Below are 18,218 nucleotides of genomic sequence, written 5' to 3' on the forward strand. Positions count from 1 at the left end.
CATATAAGTTCCTGCTAATTAACACAAAAAGAGGGCGTGTTCTTCTATGGCCGATTACCCGCTCTTACCGGTGCCGCGTCGTTTTGTTTCGTGAGACGTCTCACCGAATCCGCGCTGTCAGCTTTACAGCCAGACGGCGGGTCAACATAGTGTCATCCCGGTGCTGGCTGGTAACCTTTCTGGAGCGACATATGCACGATGCGTCAAGACCCTCCCACAGCGTCAGTTTATCTGCGCTTCTGGCTCGTAAGGACTGGGAAAGCCCGGGTGTTACCCAGCTTCATCGCCTGCCCGCGCACCCGCCTTTTGCCAGCTGGCGAGAGGCCGCGGCCGCCCGCGATGAAGATGAAAGCCCCAGTCTGTGCAGGCTCAGCGGTGACTGGACGTTCAGCTATTTTCACAGCCCTTATCAGGTGCCGGACGCCTGGATCGCGGGCGATCTTGCGGACGCTGCGACGATCCCGGTACCCGCTAACTGGCAGCTGCATGGCTATGATGCGCCGATCTACACCAATATAAACTACCCCATTGCGGGATCCCCGCCAGCGGTGCCGGACGAGAATCCAACCGGCTGTTACTCGCTCAGCTTCCGGGTCTCCGCCAGCTGGCTGGAGAAAGGCAGCACTCGCGTTATCTTTGAGGGTGTTAGCTCGGCTTTTCATCTGTGGTGCAACGGCGTCTGGGTAGGCTATTCACAGGACAGCCGGCTACCGGCCGAATTCGATCTCAGCAGGCTGCTGAAAGCCGGAGAGAACCGGCTGGCGGTGATGGTGCTGCGCTGGAGCGACGGCACCTGGCTGGAGGATCAGGATATGTGGCGAATGAGCGGCATATTTCGCGACGTCTGGCTGCTGCATAAACCGGAGACCTGGCTGGCTGATTTTCATCTGCAAACCGATCTCAACGCTGACTTCTCTGCCGCCAATCTGGTGGCGAATATCCAGCTTGCCGGGGAGGAGGTGGCGGCAAGCCGCATTACCCTTCAGCTGTGGTGGCAGCAGGTACTGGTGGGAGAGTGTAGCGTCCGACCCGGCAGCGCCGTGATAGATGAGCGCGGTCACTACGCCGAGCGGGCCGAACTCAGGCTGCCTGTCGCGCAGCCGCGCTTATGGAGTGCCGAAATGCCGCACCTCTATCGGGCGGTGATCCTGCTGACCGATGCTGAGGGTAATCTCCTGGAGGCAGAGGCCTGCGACGTCGGCTTTCGCCAGGTGCGCTTTGAACAGGGCCTGTTAACGCTTAACGGCCAGCCGCTGTTGATTCGCGGCACTAACCGTCACGAGCATCATCCTGAACGCGGCCAGGTGATGGATCCTGAGACCATGATCCAGGATATCCGCCTGATGAAGCAGAATAATTTTAACGCGGTACGCTGCTCGCACTACCCTAACCACCCGCTCTGGTATCGCCTGTGCGATCGCTACGGACTGTACGTGGTGGATGAGGCGAATATTGAAACCCACGGCATGCAGCCGATGAGCCGTTTGTCGGATGATGTGGCCTGGTTTCCGGCCATGAGCGAGCGGGTGACGCGAATGGTGCAGCGCGATCGCAATCACCCCTGCATCATTATCTGGTCGCTCGGCAACGAATCCGGGCACGGTGCCACGCAGGACGCGCTCTACCGCTGGGTCAAAGCAGCGGACCCCACCCGTCCGGTACAGTATGAAGGAGGCGGGGCCAATATCGCCGCCACGGATATTCTTTGCCCCATGTACGCCAGGGTTGATGAGGATCAGCCTTTTCCCCAGGTGCCGAAGTGGTCGATTAAGAAATGGCTCAGCCTGCCGGGAGAAACCCGGCCGCTGATCCTCTGTGAATACGCACATGCGATGGGAAACAGCCTCGGCGGTTTTCATACCTACTGGCAGGCATTTCGTCAGTATCCGCGCTTGCAGGGCGGGTTTGTCTGGGACTGGGTCGATCAGTCCCTGCTAAAACGGGATGCTGACGGCCAGCAATGGTTTGCCTACGGCGGGGACTTTGGTGATAAGCCGAACGATCGCCAGTTCTGCATGAACGGGCTGCTGTTTGCCGATCGCACGCCGCACCCCTCGCTGTATGAAGCAAAGCGCGCGCAGCAGTTTTATCAGTTCAGACTCATTGCCCACGCGCCGCTGGTGATTGAGATTGAAAGCGAATATCTGTTTCGCCACAGTGATAATGAACGGCTGTGCTGGCAGGTTTGCGCTGAGGGTGTGGTGCTGGAGCAGGGGGAGCAGCCGCTGGCACTTCCGCCACGGGGAAAATGTCAGCTAACGCTGAACCCGGAGACGCTTCGCCTCCCTGTGCCACCTGGCGGGCAGAGAAAGGGGCAGGGGCAGGTCTGGCTTAACGTTGAGGTGCTACAGCCCCGGGCGACGCCCTGGTCAGAGGCAGGGCATAGCGTAGCGCGTGAGCAGTGGCGGCTGCCCGTGGCCCACTCTGTCGCTCCTCTGCCGGATAGCCGGGGCGTGGAAGGGCCGGTGCTGTCGCTCACCGATGCGTGCATTGTGGTGACTTATCAGGATCAGCGCTGGGAGTTCGACCGCCTGCGTGGTGAGCTTACCCAGTGGTGGAAAGCGGATCGCCCGGCCTTTATTACCCCGCTGCGCGATAACTTTATCCGGGCCGCGATCGATAATGATATCGGCATCAGCGAGGTCGATCGTATCGATCCCGGGGCGTGGTCCGAACGCTGGAAGGCCGCCGGATATTGGGAGATGCAGGCGGAGCTGCTGAGCTGTAGCGCCGACAGGCTTCAGGACGAGGTGATTGTCCGCACCGAACACGCATGGAAACACCGGGAAAACACGCTGTTTGTCAGCCGAAAATGCTGGCGTATCGATCGCCTCGGCGAGCTGCATATCGCCGTGGATGTAGAGGTGACCTTCGGCGTGCCTTATCCACCCCGCATTGGCCTAAGCTGCCAGCTTGCGCGGCATGGAGAGCAGGAAAAGCAGGTGGAGTGGCTGGGCAGAGGCCCGCATGAAAACTATCCCGATCGCCAGCTCGCTGCCGACTGGGGCCTGTGGCGGCAGCCGCTGGATAACATGCATACGCCGTATGTTCGCCCCTGTGAAAACGGCCTGCGCTGCGACACCCGGATGCTGCGCTTCGGGGCGCATCGGCTGAGCGGCCATTTCCACTTCAATATTGGCCGCTACAGCCCCCGGCAGCTGGATATCACCACGCACCGGCACCTGCTCACACCCGAGGAGGGGTGCTGGCTGAATATTGATGGTTTTCATATGGGCGTCGGCGGGGATGACTCCTGGAGCCCCAGCGTAGCCCCGGCGTTTCTGCTTAAGGAGAGCGGCTATCGCTATCAGTTCAGCTGGCGACGGGACGATGCCGAACCTGTTTAAGTGCGGCCAGCCGAATGCATATCTATTATTCCGCCATAATGCTGGCGGCCAGCTGGGCGCTGCTGGGGGTATTGCCAATCAGTTCGGTCAGCAGATTATTCACTCCGTCGCTCATGGCGGTGAAGTGGGTATGCGGCGAGCGCGTGATAACAATAAACACCCCGACGCTGTACTGCGGCACCATGGCCATATAGGTAATAAAGCCGCCGCCGCCGCCGGTTTTCTGGATAATGCCCGGCCTGCCGTCTTCAGGAGCCATATAGACCCAGCCCATGCCGAGCGCAGTGGCTTTACCCGGTACGTCCATACCCTCGACTTTCGTCAGCTGGCTGCGCTGATAAATCATGGTCTGGATGCGATCCGCCTGCGCGGTGCGCGGGCTGAGATCGGAAGAGAGGAACTGCTGCATCCAGCGGCCCATATCGTCCGGGGTAGAGTAAATACCGCCGCTGCCGATGGCCGCCAGGGTATTGATACAGGGGCTGGCGCCTTTTTCTGCCACCATCAGCCTGCGGCACTGTTCCGGGGAGGGCGTAAAGGTCGTGTCTTTCATCCCCAGTGGACGGGTGATTTCACGCTGAAGCAGGGTCGGGTAGGGAACGCCCGCAGCCCGGGAGAGAGCATCGCCCAGCAGATCAAACCCCAGGTTGGAGTAGGACGCCTGCGTGCCGGGAGCCGCTTTTAGCTGTGCGCTGTTGAGCCAGTGCCAGCGCTGGCTGTAGGTGGGCCAGACGAAAACCGGACGATTGGCCTTACCGCCTGGCTGTTCGCGCGGCAGACCGCTGGTATGGGTGGCAAGGTTGATCAGACGGATAGTTTGTCCGGCCCCAAAGGGCACACGGCTGCCGGCGGGCGCGTATTTACTGAGCGGATCGTTAAGCTGCACCACCCCCTGTTCGGAAAGCTTCACCAGCAGTTCACTGGTCATCAGCTTGGTCAGCGAAGCGATGCGAATAACCGAATCTTTTTGCGGGCGAACGCTGCTGCCGGGCCGAATGGCCCCCTTGCTGGCAAACACCCGCTGATTGGCATCAATCGCCACCATCGCCATGCCGGTGGCTTTGGTATTATAGAAAATGTTATCAGCGTAGCGGTCTACAATGCGGGAGGCCAGCAGCGGATCGGGCGCGGGGCCTGCCGCCAGGCTGTAAAGAGGGAGTGCGGTAGCGGCAAGCGCCAGCAGTCGGTGAATCAGATATTTCAACGTGCGTACATCCGTCAGAATCAGCCTGTGAGGGGTCATAGTCTAATCTGTTTTGCATCGGCATAAAAAGATATATGGCCTCTTTTTTAGCAAAATGAGTACCGATGTTAATGAATGTTAAACGCGGGGGAAGTGCTAATGCTTCCGCCCGCTATGACGATTAAAACACCAGCGGTTTACGCCCTGGCGGTGTAATGCGTATCGGTCAGTTTGAAGATACTAATAGCCTTGGAGAGCTGTACGGCCTGTTCCTGTAGTGAATGCGCCGCCGAAGCTGACTCCTGCACCAGCGAGGCGTTCTGCTGGGTCACCTGATCCATTTGGGTGATGGCCATATTGATCTCATCAATGCCGGTGCTCTGTTCATTGCTGGCGATCGAAATTTCACCCATGATTTCCGTCACGCTTTTCACGCTGGCCAGCACTTCCTGCATGGTTGAGCCCGCTTTGGCAACCTGCTTGCCGCCTTCATCCACTTTTGAAACCGAGTCCTCAATCAGCTGGGCGATCTCTTTTGCCGCCGACGCCGACCGCTGGGCCAGGCTGCGCACCTCTGCCGCCACCACGGCAAAACCGCGACCCTGTTCGCCCGCGCGGGCCGCTTCCACCGCCGCATTGAGCGCCAGGATATTGGTCTGGAAAGCAATGCCATCAATGACGCTGATGATATCGACGATTTTCCGCGATGAGCCATTAATCATATCCATGGTGGTGACCACCTGATTAACCGCTGCTCCGCTTTGCACCGCTACGCGTGAGGCCTGAGCCGCCAGCTCATTCGCCTGGCGGGCGTTGTCCGCGTTCTGCTTAACGGTTGAAGTCATCTGCTCCATCGCCGAGGCCGTCTCTTCCAGCGAGCTGGCCTGCTGCTCGGTGCGGGAGGAGAGATCCATATTACCGTTGGAGATCTCGCTGGAGGCGGTAGCAATCAGGTCCGTGCCGTTGCGCACTTCCGTCACGATGCGCAGCAGATTATCGTTCATGTTTTTCAGCGCCATCATCAGTTGACCGGTTTCATCGCGTGAGGCGGCCTTGAAGACCGTACGCAGATCGCCAGCTGCAACATTTTCCGCCACCTTCACCGCATCACGCAGCGGCAGCACAATAGAACGGGTCAGGACATAACCGAGGATCATCGCCGCAATGACCGCGATGCAGGAGAAAATCAGGGTAATGGTAATGGCCATTGAGCCTTCGGAGAGGGCAATGGCACCTTCACCCTGTAGCTGCTGCGACTGCGACTGGGCAAACTTTTGCGCCAGCTCCAGATAGGCATTCTGTACCGAGGTGATTTTTAACAACACATACTCTGCCGCTGCATCCTGATTGCCACTCTTTACCAGTGTGATCAGCGCGGCTTTAGATTGTTCAAACGCGGCGGCGGCTTCCTGTACCGCCTGGATTTTTTTCTTCCCGCCCGGCGTGACCTGAATCTTAACCAGGCCGTTGATCGCCTCATTGGTTTTCCGGGTGGCATTATCAAGCTGGGTAAAGCGTTTTACGTTGAACTGTGGCCGGGTGGTATCAATCACCATACCGCGCAGATATTTAATCTGTTCGTTGACCCCATCGCGCACGTCAAACGCCAGTCGGACTTTGATATAGCGATCGTTAACAATACTTTCGATCGCTTTATTAATATTGCCAATTTTTACCGTAGCAGTAACGCTCACAATTATTAAAAGCATCACAATAAGACTAAAGGCTCCGCCGAGGCGAGCTCCGACTTTCATATTGCTGAATAGTGCCATGACGTTGTTCCCTATCGAAACTAAAAGGTTATCAATACCAAAAGGTTGGGTTCGGCAGGGCGCGATCATCAGCAAGTGATGCAGGGATTATCATTCTTCTCACGCCCAGGCCTTCTACATCGGCATAACATCAGAAAACTTCACCATAATCTCGTCCGGGCGGAGGTCGTCAGGTCTGGGGACTGGGTTCAATCTGCAGGCTGACCAGGCCGATGCCCAGCTTGCGGGCTGCAAAACCATCCACCGCGCCTTCCGTTGTCTCTTCGGGCGTCGGCGGCAGGATCTCAAGGGTGCGGGCCTGGGAGGGGTTACTGAAATGCAGCTGTACGCGGGTGTCGCGGGTGCCCAGCGTCACCTGCTGCGATACCCCGCCGACCCGGAGGGTAAAGGGCTGGCGGGCATTGGCACCAAAAGCCCGCGCGGTCAGCGTCAGCGTGAATTCAGCAGGCAATGGAGTCAGATACTCAATGCTGACTGCGGGCATGAGGTTAGCATCGGACCAGCGTCCACCCCAGGGTTCGATATAGGAGAGCCCCGTGACCTTCAGCACCTGCTTTGGCAGCCCCGGCAGAGCAAACAGGATGCGGTCTGAGGTATATTTCAGCGCATCATCAGCGATGCGCAGGCGGGTCACTGCCTGCTGATAGCGCGCGTCACTGCTGTTGCCCACGCCGCGGAAAGCGACCTTGCCCAGCGTCGAGCCGGAGGCGATTTGGGCAATCTCAGGGGGCGAACTTAAAGTGCCGTCCGCAACGCATAGACGGGTATTCAGCTCCAGCTTCTCGTCCCAGACGTCTCCCATTTTGTAGCAGCGGTCTACCCAGACAAATTTCTCATCCGGGGCGAATGCGGCAAGCTGCTGTTTAAGCGGCGTGGCCAGGTAAACGTCAAATTTTGGCTCTATTTTATCGGCTTTTACCGAGAGCAGCAGCGGCAGCTTGAAGTGTACGCCGGAGAAGCTAAAGGTATTTTTATCGGTATCAATTCTGTAATCCGAGATAGCCCGCGGAAAATTCCACAGCTTAATGACGTCCGGTTTCCACTGATTAATTTTCTCCTTTACGTTCAGATAAACGGCTGAGAGGGACGTTGACGAGAGGCTGCTGCGCCCCAGGCCTATATAGTTATCACCGCCCATTGCATCCAGCACGGTGGCACCATTATCCAGCGTGCTGCGCTTCACGTTAATGGTTTTGCTGGTGGCCTCGCTGCCGCGCAGCATAAAGAACAGATCGCTACGGGGATGCTGGTTGAGGTATTTAAAGGCGGTATTGTTCATTGCCAGGTGATCCGAGCTGACCACAATAATCGTATTTTTGAAATAAGGGGTCGCCTGGATGCGGGCGATTAACCGGGCAATATGTTCCTGGCTACAGGCCACGGCGGCGAAGGACTTGTTGGCTTTTCCCTCCCATGGGTAGCTCTTACGCTGGCAGCTACGGGAAATAAAGCCGTCAGGATGGTGCGTATCTACCGTCAGGGCAAACAGCGAAAAGGGCTGGTTTTGCTTCGCCAGCGCCAGGTACTTGTCGAACACCACATCCATCAGCGTGTCGTCATACCAGCCCCAGTCGTTGCGGTAGCGGGTATCGCTGACCACGCTTTTCAGTTCGTCAAAGCCATAAAGATGATCGAAGCCGTGGGAGGAGAGGAACAGATCCTTACCGGCAAAGCTCAGGCTGGCACCCTGGTAGAAATAGTTCTGGTAGCCGGAGGCTTTGAGAATATCGCCCAGACAGATGTTTTGCGGATAAAAGGTTGAGAGCGCGCTGGAGGCGTTGCCGTCAAAGGGGGCAAACAGCGGAATGCCACACTGCGAGGCCACCATACCGGCAATGGTGTATTCGGTGCCGGGAAGCTGCGCGGTGTTACTGAAATCAACGGCGCTGTTTTTTATGCGGCCCAGCTCCGGGGCCAGCCCGGGAAACGCCTTTTCATCAAAGTAGGTGCGCTCCAGGCTCTCGGCATAGATGTAGACCAGATTGGGTTTGCTGCCGCTGATGTGCGTATGCGGAACTTTGTACCAGGCGTAAAAATCGGCGCTGCTTTTGCCCGCCTGTGACTTGATCAGGCTGGAAACCTGCTGATACGCCGGGGTGGTTTGAATTGAAGCCAGCGCCAGGATAACGGCCAGCAGGCTGTACAGCAGGCTGTGGCGATGTCCCTTTCGCAGGCGTAGCACCCAGCATAAAACGAGAAACAGGCCTACCAGGCCCGCAATCAGCCCGACGGCGGGCAGAACGTATTTGCTGATGCCCGCCCCGCTCAGGCTGCTGGTAATGGTGTAGATCACCGCATCATTAATGCCTTCACCCGTAAAGTAGTTACTTGCCACCAGTGAGGCATTAAGAATGATATAGATGCCCAGCAACAAGGCGATCACCGACAGCCAGATTCTGTTTCTGCCGCCTTTCCACGCATAGAGCGCGACAGAAGCAATAAAGAGTATCAGTGAAACCATTTCTGAACCCATGGGCGATTGGTATCCTTAACTGGCGCGATCGACGCCTGATGCTGTGGAGAGTGGGCGGAGTAACAGGTCGTGGCGTAATTTAGCGCAGCGAAATATCCCTGGCAATACGCCCTCTGTAGGGGCAAAAGCGGCGGATCCCCGGCTGATGATTTACTGTTTAGTCTTCGTTTAACTTAGCGGGTTTATCGGGCGGGCGGGCTTAACATTAAGCCATAAGAAAATAAGAGGGTTACGCATAAAATACCATTAAAATCAGTGAGCTAATTACCTTACCCAAATGGGGTAGCCTGGGTAAGTTAAGGAAATATCATGAAATATTCCACCGGTATAAAAGCAAAGAAGATGCCAAAAATCAGATTTACTTCACATCCTGAGAATGCGATGACAAAACCTTGCGTTTTTGACACGAAATGTTCAGATTTATGTGTAAATGATTCATATGACATATTTGCTTAACATTTTAAGCTAATTAAATCGCCTGACAGGTCGTTTATGTCCATTAGCTGTAACACTTCTCACGCTACTATCTTCGGCGGATTGGTTTGGTAATATTTCACAGGGCTACATAATGTTAATAAAAATGCGCGTTTTAACCCGAGCCATTGCGCTGGGGCTGGCAGTTGGTAGTGCATCTTTTGCGGCACACGCAGAAATAACCCTTATTAAGCAGGATCCGCAGGCGGGTGACCCACTCAGCCGCCTGAACTTTACCGTTGGCGGCAGTATCCGTCCACAGTTCAACAACCTGACCGGTGATGACGGTAAAAACGCTTACAAGCGTAACGGCTTCGACGGCGGCACACGTTTTCGTTTCCTCGCCGATTACTATCTGTTTGATGACATCAGCTGGGTAGGCTATTACGAACTGGGTGTGAATATTCCGGCGGTATTTGACTGGGATAACCACCATGCCGACGGCGCACACGATACCAGCCGTCGTATGCTTTATACCGGCTTCCAGAGCAAAACCTGGGGTAAACTGACTTTCGGCCAGCAGAACAGCGTCTATTACGACGTAGTCGGTTCTAAAACCGACGTCTGGGATTACGATATGCTCGCTCAGGCACCTGGCAACGGCATTAACGGCGACTACGATGGTTCGTACCGCTCACGTAAGATGCTGAAATATAAAAACACCTATGGCGCAGCGGATGTCTATGCCTCTTATCTGTTCGCCGATAACGAGTATCTGCCGGGCAACGGCCTGCGCTATAAGCGTCAGGGCGGCGGCTCGCTGGGCGTGGATTATCACCTGACGAAAGATGTGACCTGGGGCGCGGCGTGGAACTATACCGATGCCGAAATGCGTAATCCGGCGAACAACGGGTCAAAATCCTATAATCAGAATATTTACGGCACCTCCATCAGCTGGAAGCCGGATAGCTGGACCTTCTCGTTTGGCGGCGGTTACTACCAGAACTTCCTGACCACCCATAAAAAGGATGTGAACAACTACTTCGCCGGTGACGCGTGGGGTATTGAATACATGGCGGGTTATACCATTCCGGTGGGCCAGTACGGTCTGAAGACCTTTATGCCTTACGTGATGGGCGACCGCCTGGAATACGTTAACGATCGCGACTATCTGCGCATCGACAACGGCGTTGGCGTCACCTTCCAGCTGGATTACGGCTTCCGTGTTGACTACGAACACGTATTCACCTCCAGCACCGACAACCTGGGTGATATGAACCTGGTACGTCTGCGCTACGACTTCTAAGCGCTTTTTACGTCCTCCGGCCCGCGCCGGAGGACATTTATGCCAGCCATCACAACCAAAACCTCAGGCTACCTCGCTGCTGGTGGGATCATAGCTCGCCGGTGACGTACTGCGCGTTGCCGTTGCCGAAGCTCCAGTCCCCTTTGGCATTGGTGATAAAGCTAATCATCACGTCGCTTCCGGCAATACCGCAGCTCTCCTGCAATTCGCGACACAGCTCCTTCATAAAAAACTGCTTCTGTTCGTCGCTGCGTGGGCTGGTAAAGACTCTGACCATCACCAGGTTGTCGGTGCGCGTCAGGCCAAGGCCCGTATCCTCAAAAACCATCTGGTAAGCTTTGTTCTCGTGAACAATCTGGTAGCGATCGCGCGCCGGGACCTGAAAGGCGGTTAATACGGCGCGGTGGGCCGCATCCAGCAGCGTTCTCATCTCAGATTCGGAGCGACCCTGAATCACATCAAATTGAAGTAAAGGCATAAATTCCCCTTAGCAGCGTTAAAAAGTAGGATTGTCGGTTAGTCACTAAGCCCGTATTTAGGGCCGTTCCGCCAGGTAAAAAACGCGACTGTTGAAATGATTATTTTCTCTGATGAACAATAGCAATAAAAGCGCTAATTTAGAACGTTATTCAGGAACAAAACTGTTCTTTGAAAGGTGCGTAGTCATAAGCCAGCCTCCGGCATGACAGCAGGAGTGGCACTCCGGGCTTTAGCGTGGGTATCGCACAGTGAGTACCTTGTTTAAAGCACTCTACATCCTGCTACTGAAAATACGTTCATGTGAATACCGGTAAACACAGGGACATTTATACCGAAATGTGGCATCCACAAAACATAGATAATCGTTTGTATTTATTACTAACGTCACAGCAATTTTACCCTTAAGATCTTACGGGGAAAATGAAAAACGCCAGGCCAATTTTTTTTAACGAAAATCATATGATAATTTTTTTCTGAAGAGATACGATGTCATTAAATATTTCGTGGAGCAATTTCCAGGGGGGGGGCACCAGCAGTTTGTGACACAAAGTTAATCTTATCAGGCAGGGGATTGATGTAGACACTTCACCTATTGAAATAGTTTTAAATTTTAAAATATAAATTTTGAAGGTGACCGAAGGCTCTTGCTGGAAAATCAAGCTGTAAATGGTTACGGTGAAATGATAATGCTGTAAATAAGCTATGACATATTTTCCTGGCTGGCCATATAAAATATGCAGGGATGCTGCATTTTGAAAGATATGGTCTATTTATAATAAAACCTCATGAAGATAGCAGGTAATATCAACAATATATTTTTATGGCGATCATCCGAATGAGGGTGATATATCATATTTAACACTAAAAATCTAATGCTTAAGAAAGGTAATAATGAATATTTCAGATGCTCTGGAAAAAAATGCTGTTATACAAACAGGGAGTTCGGAAAACTCCGGGGAAAAGAGAGGGAGGGAAACCAGTAAAGAAGTGTTGAATCCGACGCAGGTAAAAAATACTGTTTGTAACCTGTCAAAAACACCAAAAAATCCCGAAAAACAGGCTAATGACGTTACAGCTGCCTTAAACGCTGAGCTTACTACCACCCTGGAAAGAATGAGGAAAAACGGTGGTTCAGAGTTTAATCGTCAGAATGATCGGGAAATGACGAAAGTGCAAAAAGAGATATATGGATCAAGAAGAGAATATAATCAATTAGAGATTGTAAGGAAAATCGCTGAGGCCAAAGAAGAGGCAAGAGTAGCTGCTGCGCTGGAGGCTGAAGCGAAACAAAAGGCGACTGAAATCGAGGCTGCGGCTGCGGCTGCGGCGAGCAGAGCACGAGTTCCCCTGAAACTGGACGCAAAAGGCATTCCACCTCCACCTCCACCTCCTGTGGATAAGCTGCCGCAGAAATTAGCCACCTCAATCAACGCAGCAACTACAAAGATTGCCCGTGTGTCTGGTGAAAGTAACCCAACTGGGCCAGCAGATAATTTCGTTCAGAAGCAACTGATTGATGAACTCAACAACAAACTGCTGCTAAGGCGAGCCGACGAAGCCAACATTACGGATAAAAACACGACTGACCCGCTACTGATGACCACAACCGATCGGCCACTTCCTGAATGGAAAAAAGAACTTGCTGAACATAAAGCGTCATATGCCCGTGACGAAGTTCTACGTAAAGCTGCAGAAGCTGAAGAAGAGGCAAGAGTGGCCAGGAATCTTGAGGAGGAAGAGGGAAAACGCAATATTGAAGCGCAACAAAAGGCCGCTGAGGCTGCTGAGGCTGCTAAGGCTGCTGAGGTGAGAAACGCACTCGTTCATCGGGACGAAAGAGGCATTCCTTTACCGCCACCTCTACCGGCTTATAAGTAAAACATACAGTACCAGCAGTTTTACCCACTGGCTTCGGGCGGCTTTTGCAGAACCCAAAAGCGATCGTATTCGCAAAACAAAACGCTAGTTTCCTTTTCCTGTTTTATGAAAAATAAATATCCATTATGATCGCGACCCTCATCTGTTCATACCCGGAGAAATTATGTCTGCCGTTCCCAGTCTGGAGATCCTGCAGGAGCAGGAAAAACGTGTACGTCTGAATCATTTTGGTTTTGGTAGTGCCTGGACACTCGGACAGGCCATCCGCAACCGGGCTGCCAGTGAAAATCTGCCGGTTGCCATTGAGGTGTATGCCTTTGGCCAGGTGCTGTTCAGCGCTGCGTTATCCGGGTCGAGCATAGAAAACATGGAATGGGTCGCCCGCAAGCGCAATACCACCCTGCGCAATGGCCGCGCCTCACTCTATACCGGTCTGCTTAATGAGGCCGCTGGTAAGCGGATGGATGAGATGACGTTTATCGATCAGCAGCGCTACACCGATCACGGCGGCAGCGTGCCTTTACTCCTGGTTGGCGGCGGCGTTATCGGGGCTGTTACCGTCAGCGGACTGCCCGCGCATGAGGATCACGCACTGGCGCTGTGGGGTATTGAGCAAATTTTGTAACCTGTTTAAGGGCGACAGACCTGGCTGATGCGCTACCTTTTAATGATGTAAAACCGACATTTAAGGAGCCATTTGTGAAGTCTGACACCCGTTATGGTCTGATTGCCGTTGATAAGCAGGGCAGCAATGTCCTGTTTCTCAACCCTGAAACCTTTGCCGTCGAGCGTGAGCTTAACGCCTTCCCGCCCCGTCCACACGAGCTGTTGATCCTGCCGAAACAGCATAAGGCCTATGTCCCGATCTTCGGTGACGGTATTCACGGCGATAATCCCCATCCGGGCCATAGGATCGCGGTAATCGATCTGCTTCAACGCGAGCTGACGGGTTTTATCGACGTCAGTCCACAGGAATCACCGCACACGGCGCGCCTGGGACAGGATGGCTACGTCTATCAGTGCTGTGAAAACAGCGCCGCGATTCTGGTCATCGATCCTGAGAGCGATACCATCATCAACAGGATCACGGTGCCGTCGCACAATGCTCATCGCTTAACGATCCTCCCTTCCGGCCAGAAGCTGTTTACCGATAATGAAGAGGATGGGACCATCACCGTGGTTAAGCTGGCAGAGGGACAGGGGAAGGTGATTGAAAATATCGCCATGCCCGGCTCCGTCAACGGTATTGCCGCTTCGCCGGTGTTGCCTTATATCGTGGCAACGGATGGCGATCGCCCCCAGCTGCACGTACTGGACGCACAAACCCACAGTCTGTTGCAGACGCTGACCCTTACCGGCCATCAGAAGGCCAGCCAGCTGGTGCGCTTTAGCGAGGATGGTTCGCTGCTGGTGGTCATTGGCGATCAGGAGCCGGTAATCAGCCTGTTTGATGGCAAACTTAATCCGCTGGGGCAGGTCGCTGTGGGACATAAGCCGATGGATGGCTGCTTCAGCCCGGATAACCGCACGCTGCTGATTGCTAACGAGGATGACGGTACGCTGAGCGTGATTGATATCGCCAGCCTGAAGGTGATCGCCACTCCGTCAGTAGGGAAGGGGTGTGAAGTGCTCAGCTATTTTCGTTTACCTGACTGAGAGAGAGAATGAGCGACATCACGGAGCACGACATCACCGATATTCTGGCTCCCGGCTTGAGGGTAGTCTTCTGCGGTATCAATCCCGGCAAGTCGTCGGCGCATAAAGGCTTCCATTTTGCCCACGGCGGAAATCGCTTCTGGAAAACGATTTGGCAGGCCGGGTTTACTCCGGTGCAGCTTAAGCCGGAGGAGGAGTATAAGCTGCTGGACAGCCGCTGTGGCATTACCATGCTGGTTGAACGGCCCACCCGGGAAGCCACGGAGCTATCCCGCCTGGAGCTGCGTGATGGGGGCCGGGCGCTGCAGGAGAAAATCGCTCACTTCCAGCCCGACGCGCTGGCCGTGCTGGGCAAGCAGGCCTGGCAACAGGCGTCTGGCGTCAGTAAAGTCGCGTGGGGCCGACAGCCGCACCGTATGGGCGTGACGGAGGTCTGGGTGCTGCCCAATCCCAGCGGCTTGAATCGCGCCTCACAGGATGAGTTGTCGGCCGCCTACCGCGAGCTCGAACGTTCACTGGCTGAACGGGGCCTGTGAGCAAATGCAGCCATAAAAAAGCCCCTGCCGGGAGGCAGAGGCTTTTTTAGCGGGCTTAACGACAATTAATCGTCGGGGAAGCTGCGCAGCACTTTTGCCCTCACGCGCCGTGAATACGTTGGTTCACGACCCAAATCCGGCATAAATGTTTTTTGAGTGGGGGTGATACTTTTTTGGAAATTGTATGCGAAACCCCTGTTGTCCGACCAGGTTAACACGGCTTACCCTATATCCATCGCCACCTGGGGAAACCGATATCAATGGACATGATGCTTAAAACAGCGGCTCAGCCTTCTGGCTATGAAAAATGCATAAAAAATTAAAAGCCAAGCTTTTCACAAAGTTCAATTATTTTTATCTGAATATCAGGGGATTCACATTTCTTATAAATGTTGTTCTCAGCTTTATTTTTTAGAAACAAACGGCATAACATGTCAAAAAGCTTATTCAAATAAAAAAACCAATTTTTGTATTGTCTTCGCTATCAGAGAGGTTTTTATTATAAATTATTGTTAAATCGCGCGGTGAGTTTTTTATTATTGAAAATAAATCATTTCTATCAAAGATATAACCCACCCCCCTGACATTTGATATTAAATCAAATACACCAATTTTTTTTAGCTTCTTCCTTAAGCTGAATATTAATTGGAACAAATTATCCTCAAGATTACACTTTTTATCCCATAAGGCGGAAGTGATTAATTCATGTGTCAAGCATGTGGATTTGTTGTCAATAAAAATCAACAATAATGCCAGTTCTTTATTTGTTAGGCTGGTTGATAATCCATATTTACAAATAAATGCTTTATTTTCTAAGTTTATCTCAAGCATAACATCTCCCTGTTATTTTGTATCATATGACATGGTAAAGAGGCAAAAATATTTTCACGCGTCAACGTTAAATATTGAGGAGAAAATACCTTTCCCGGTTAAGTATGGCTTAGGTTGTAAGTCATATATCAACAGATAACATTTTTATCGAGTTATAAATTTATTGCCATACCTGAAATGTTATATTTCATTAAATATTATTTCTAAAGTCTTTATTTTACATTAAATTTGATCCCATGCAGGTTTTTAGAAAAAAGTGACAACATGTAAATCTTTAGTTTTTCTTATGTAAATAAAATTACTAAACAACAGCATATTCGTACTTCCTGCACTAACATGGGATAATGTTAGCAGGGGGGAGGCTACGCCCCCGCTAAATTTAAGAAGAGTAACGCTGAACGCCATGTTAACTCCCCTGAAAATAATCTATAAAAATAACATTTAATCTATAGTCAGTAGAATTTTTATCGGAGTAGGCGTTATTGATAATTAATCTATCAGGAGTGTTTATTTTGCTGCATGTTGGCTGGAATATTTCCAGATTGGATGCCAGTATGACTTAAGCAACTCATCAACAGCTTGTTTCCCCTCGATCATAAAATCAATTTCAGAAAGATAGCCGGGATACATATTATCGGAACCTATGAGATAAAGTTCATCATCTATAATCGTTATTTTTGCATGGTTCCCTGGCGCTGGAGTAACTTTAGGATAGAAAAAACCTGAAGCATGGATAAGGGCCATAGCGGAACTACCAATATTCCCTTTTGATGGTGGTTGCACAGTTAGGGGGGGCGTTTAAGTGTAGCCGTATACGAATTTTCAGGTGCATCGGGCCATTTATAATTAACACCTTCTAATTGGTGGTTTTTATCAACTTTATCTGTGAAATATAATGGTGCTATCTTTATTCTGGTAAGCGCGCTTGCTATTTTTGCATCAGGATCCGGAATCACTTTATCTGTTTCAACATCATGAGTCATATAATAACGAAACAAATCCATAGTTCTTTGCGAACCCGATCCAAAAGAGTATTGGTCTCCTGAAGATCCAGCTGATGCATCAAGTGGTGATACTATAACCTGCACTTCTAACTCAGGATTAGCTAACAGAGCTTCAATTAACCAAATACAAACGTGGTGCTCTTTCCAATTATTTTTCCATGCACTGATTAGATCCTGTTGAGACATTCTAATGATTTTTTTAGCTCCTTTAATTAGGGTTTCTTTCATAACTTCTGCTCCAATTTTAAAATCATCATCATTATTAGGACCAGTCCAGTATTTACCTAAACACAGCACCCTGTCAGCTAATCTATACTCATTAATATTTGTATAAGTAGTGTAAGGCTGAGGAAGTTCAAATAAGGGCGCTTTAAAGTCATCTACATTTGCATCTTTGCGATAACTAACATCACCTGTCAGATTATCATGCACAGTAAAGTTTTGATGTAATTTGATAAGATAATCCCATCGTTGTTGCAATGTATCATAACCTTCAGTACCTTGTGCTAATGGATCGGCTATCTGTAATGAGGTTACATCTCTCCAGGATAATTTATTTTTATCAAGGAAATTTTTAGAGAGTAAATCCCTCCCACAGCTCCAAAGTTCATTAAGGTATAGTTGAGAACCTAATGCAGCTTGACCATGAATGACAGCTGAAATGTCATGTACAGGAGGATAGCTAATAAACAAATCCATTTTCAAATTGTGACCGCCTACCAGTGTCTCAGATCCATCAATAGCAATTACTTTTGCATGGTTCCAGGTCATTTTGGTATTGTCTTCAGAATCTAATATTTCGCCTGAAATTAATTTACTCGTTAATGCGCTGATAATCCCAGCACTAATACGGGAGAAAATACCAATATAAATTTCTGGGGAAACCTCCCAGTCTTGAGAGCGAGCTCGAACTAAACGAAGCAATGATGCCTGGAAATCAATCAAGTTATCGGCTGGGAATAAAAGGTCGTAAGGTGTGTTTCCGAATAAAAAGCGGAATTGTACTGGGTGTGTTCTCCCCATTTTTTGTGACAAACAAACATCCATTGAACGTAAAATAACTTTACCCCATTCAGGATCAGGGCTATGCAACGAAGTGACATCACAGCGATAAACTGCTTTCTGAATGATTTCCTCAATTGAACGTTCAAAATCATCTTTTCTTTTAATCGCTTGATCCATTATTTGTTGATTAAATGGAAGTCCAAAAATATGAGGGGTATCTATCAATCTGATATAGTTAGGAAGCGTTGTCTCGTTGTTAAACAGACCAAGCGCATTCAATTTTACCTTCACGTCTTCAATAAAGCTCATGTTAAGTCCCTTTACTTAATATCT

General features: G+C 51.3%; 13 protein-coding genes. 6 read left to right on the plus strand and 7 right to left on the minus strand.

All coding sequences use genetic code 11. The features are described from left to right. The first annotated feature begins 191 nt into the window (after positions 1–191). The gene (locus A1830_RS12240) at positions 192–3,347 is read left to right on the plus strand and encodes a beta-galactosidase (protein ID WP_067706133.1); all 3,156 of its coding nucleotides are present in this window, start codon (positions 192–194) and stop codon (positions 3,345–3,347) included. Positions 3,348–3,372: 25 nt separating this feature from the next. Here A1830_RS12240 and ampH read toward each other — a convergent pair whose 3' ends face one another. The 3 genes from ampH to opgB all read right to left on the minus strand — a co-directional run bounded on the left by ampH (position 3,373) and on the right by opgB (position 8,775). After that, the gene (ampH, locus tag A1830_RS12245) at positions 3,373–4,590 is read right to left on the minus strand and encodes a D-alanyl-D-alanine-carboxypeptidase/endopeptidase AmpH (RefSeq protein ID WP_067706135.1); all 1,218 of its coding nucleotides are present in this window, start codon (positions 4,588–4,590) and stop codon (positions 3,373–3,375) included. Between the two features lie 137 nt (positions 4,591–4,727). After that, positions 4,728–6,302 carry a methyl-accepting chemotaxis protein gene (locus A1830_RS12250; RefSeq protein ID WP_067706137.1) on the minus strand — a complete coding sequence of 525 codons (1,575 nt, stop codon included), beginning with the start codon at positions 6,300–6,302 and terminating at the stop codon, positions 4,728–4,730. 169 nt (positions 6,303–6,471) lie between these two features. Further along, positions 6,472–8,775: a phosphatidylglycerol--membrane-oligosaccharide glycerophosphotransferase gene (gene opgB / locus A1830_RS12255; RefSeq protein WP_067706139.1), complete on the minus strand. Its 2,304-nt coding sequence runs from the start codon at positions 8,773–8,775 to the stop codon at positions 6,472–6,474. Between the two features lie 568 nt (positions 8,776–9,343). On the opposite strand from opgB, the gene A1830_RS12260 reads away from it, so the two are divergent. Next, on the plus strand, positions 9,344–10,495 hold the full coding sequence (locus tag A1830_RS12260; protein ID WP_067706141.1) for a porin: 1,152 nt from the start codon (positions 9,344–9,346) through the stop codon (positions 10,493–10,495). An 88-nt stretch (positions 10,496–10,583) separates the two neighbouring features. Here A1830_RS12260 and A1830_RS12265 read toward each other — a convergent pair whose 3' ends face one another. Further along, positions 10,584–10,973: a tautomerase family protein gene (locus A1830_RS12265; RefSeq protein WP_067706143.1), complete on the minus strand. Its 390-nt coding sequence runs from the start codon at positions 10,971–10,973 to the stop codon at positions 10,584–10,586. 893 nt (positions 10,974–11,866) lie between these two features. Here A1830_RS12265 and A1830_RS12270 point away from each other — a divergent pair. The 4 genes from A1830_RS12270 (at position 11,867) to mug (ending at position 15,045) form a co-directional block, all read left to right on the plus strand. Further along, positions 11,867–12,853 carry a hypothetical protein gene (locus A1830_RS12270; RefSeq protein WP_067706146.1) on the plus strand — a complete coding sequence of 329 codons (987 nt, stop codon included), beginning with the start codon at positions 11,867–11,869 and terminating at the stop codon, positions 12,851–12,853. 163 nt (positions 12,854–13,016) lie between these two features. Beyond that, entirely contained in the window at positions 13,017–13,478 is a 462-nt protein-coding gene (locus tag A1830_RS12275; protein WP_067706148.1) for a heme-degrading domain-containing protein, read from the plus strand. Positions 13,479–13,552: 74 nt separating this feature from the next. Beyond that, positions 13,553–14,509, plus strand: coding sequence for a beta-propeller fold lactonase family protein (locus tag A1830_RS12280; protein ID WP_067706150.1), 957 nt, complete (start codon positions 13,553–13,555; stop codon positions 14,507–14,509). 8 nt (positions 14,510–14,517) lie between these two features. Then, a complete protein-coding gene (gene mug, locus A1830_RS12285) occupies positions 14,518–15,045 on the plus strand; it encodes a G/U mismatch-specific DNA glycosylase (RefSeq protein WP_067706152.1) in 528 nt (175 codons plus the stop codon). Between the two features lie 447 nt (positions 15,046–15,492). Here the strand turns inward: mug and A1830_RS12290 are convergent, their stop codons facing one another. The 3 genes from A1830_RS12290 to A1830_RS12295 form a co-directional block, all read right to left on the minus strand. Further along, positions 15,493–15,876: a helix-turn-helix domain-containing protein gene (locus A1830_RS12290; RefSeq protein ID WP_067706154.1), complete on the minus strand. Its 384-nt coding sequence runs from the start codon at positions 15,874–15,876 to the stop codon at positions 15,493–15,495. Between the two features lie 507 nt (positions 15,877–16,383). Beyond that, complete coding sequence (locus A1830_RS23350; protein ID WP_231877619.1) at positions 16,384–16,620, minus strand: phospholipase D-like domain-containing protein; 237 nt, start codon at positions 16,618–16,620, stop codon at positions 16,384–16,386. A gap of 41 nt (positions 16,621–16,661) precedes the next feature. Continuing rightward, on the minus strand, positions 16,662–18,194 hold the full coding sequence (locus tag A1830_RS12295; protein WP_231877620.1) for a phospholipase D-like domain-containing protein: 1,533 nt from the start codon (positions 18,192–18,194) through the stop codon (positions 16,662–16,664). Positions 18,195–18,218 lie beyond the last annotated feature (24 nt).

Origin of the sequence: Erwinia sp. ErVv1, from assembly GCF_900068895.1 — a bacterium.
In the GTDB taxonomy this organism is placed as follows: Bacteria; Pseudomonadota; Gammaproteobacteria; order Enterobacterales; family Enterobacteriaceae; genus Erwinia.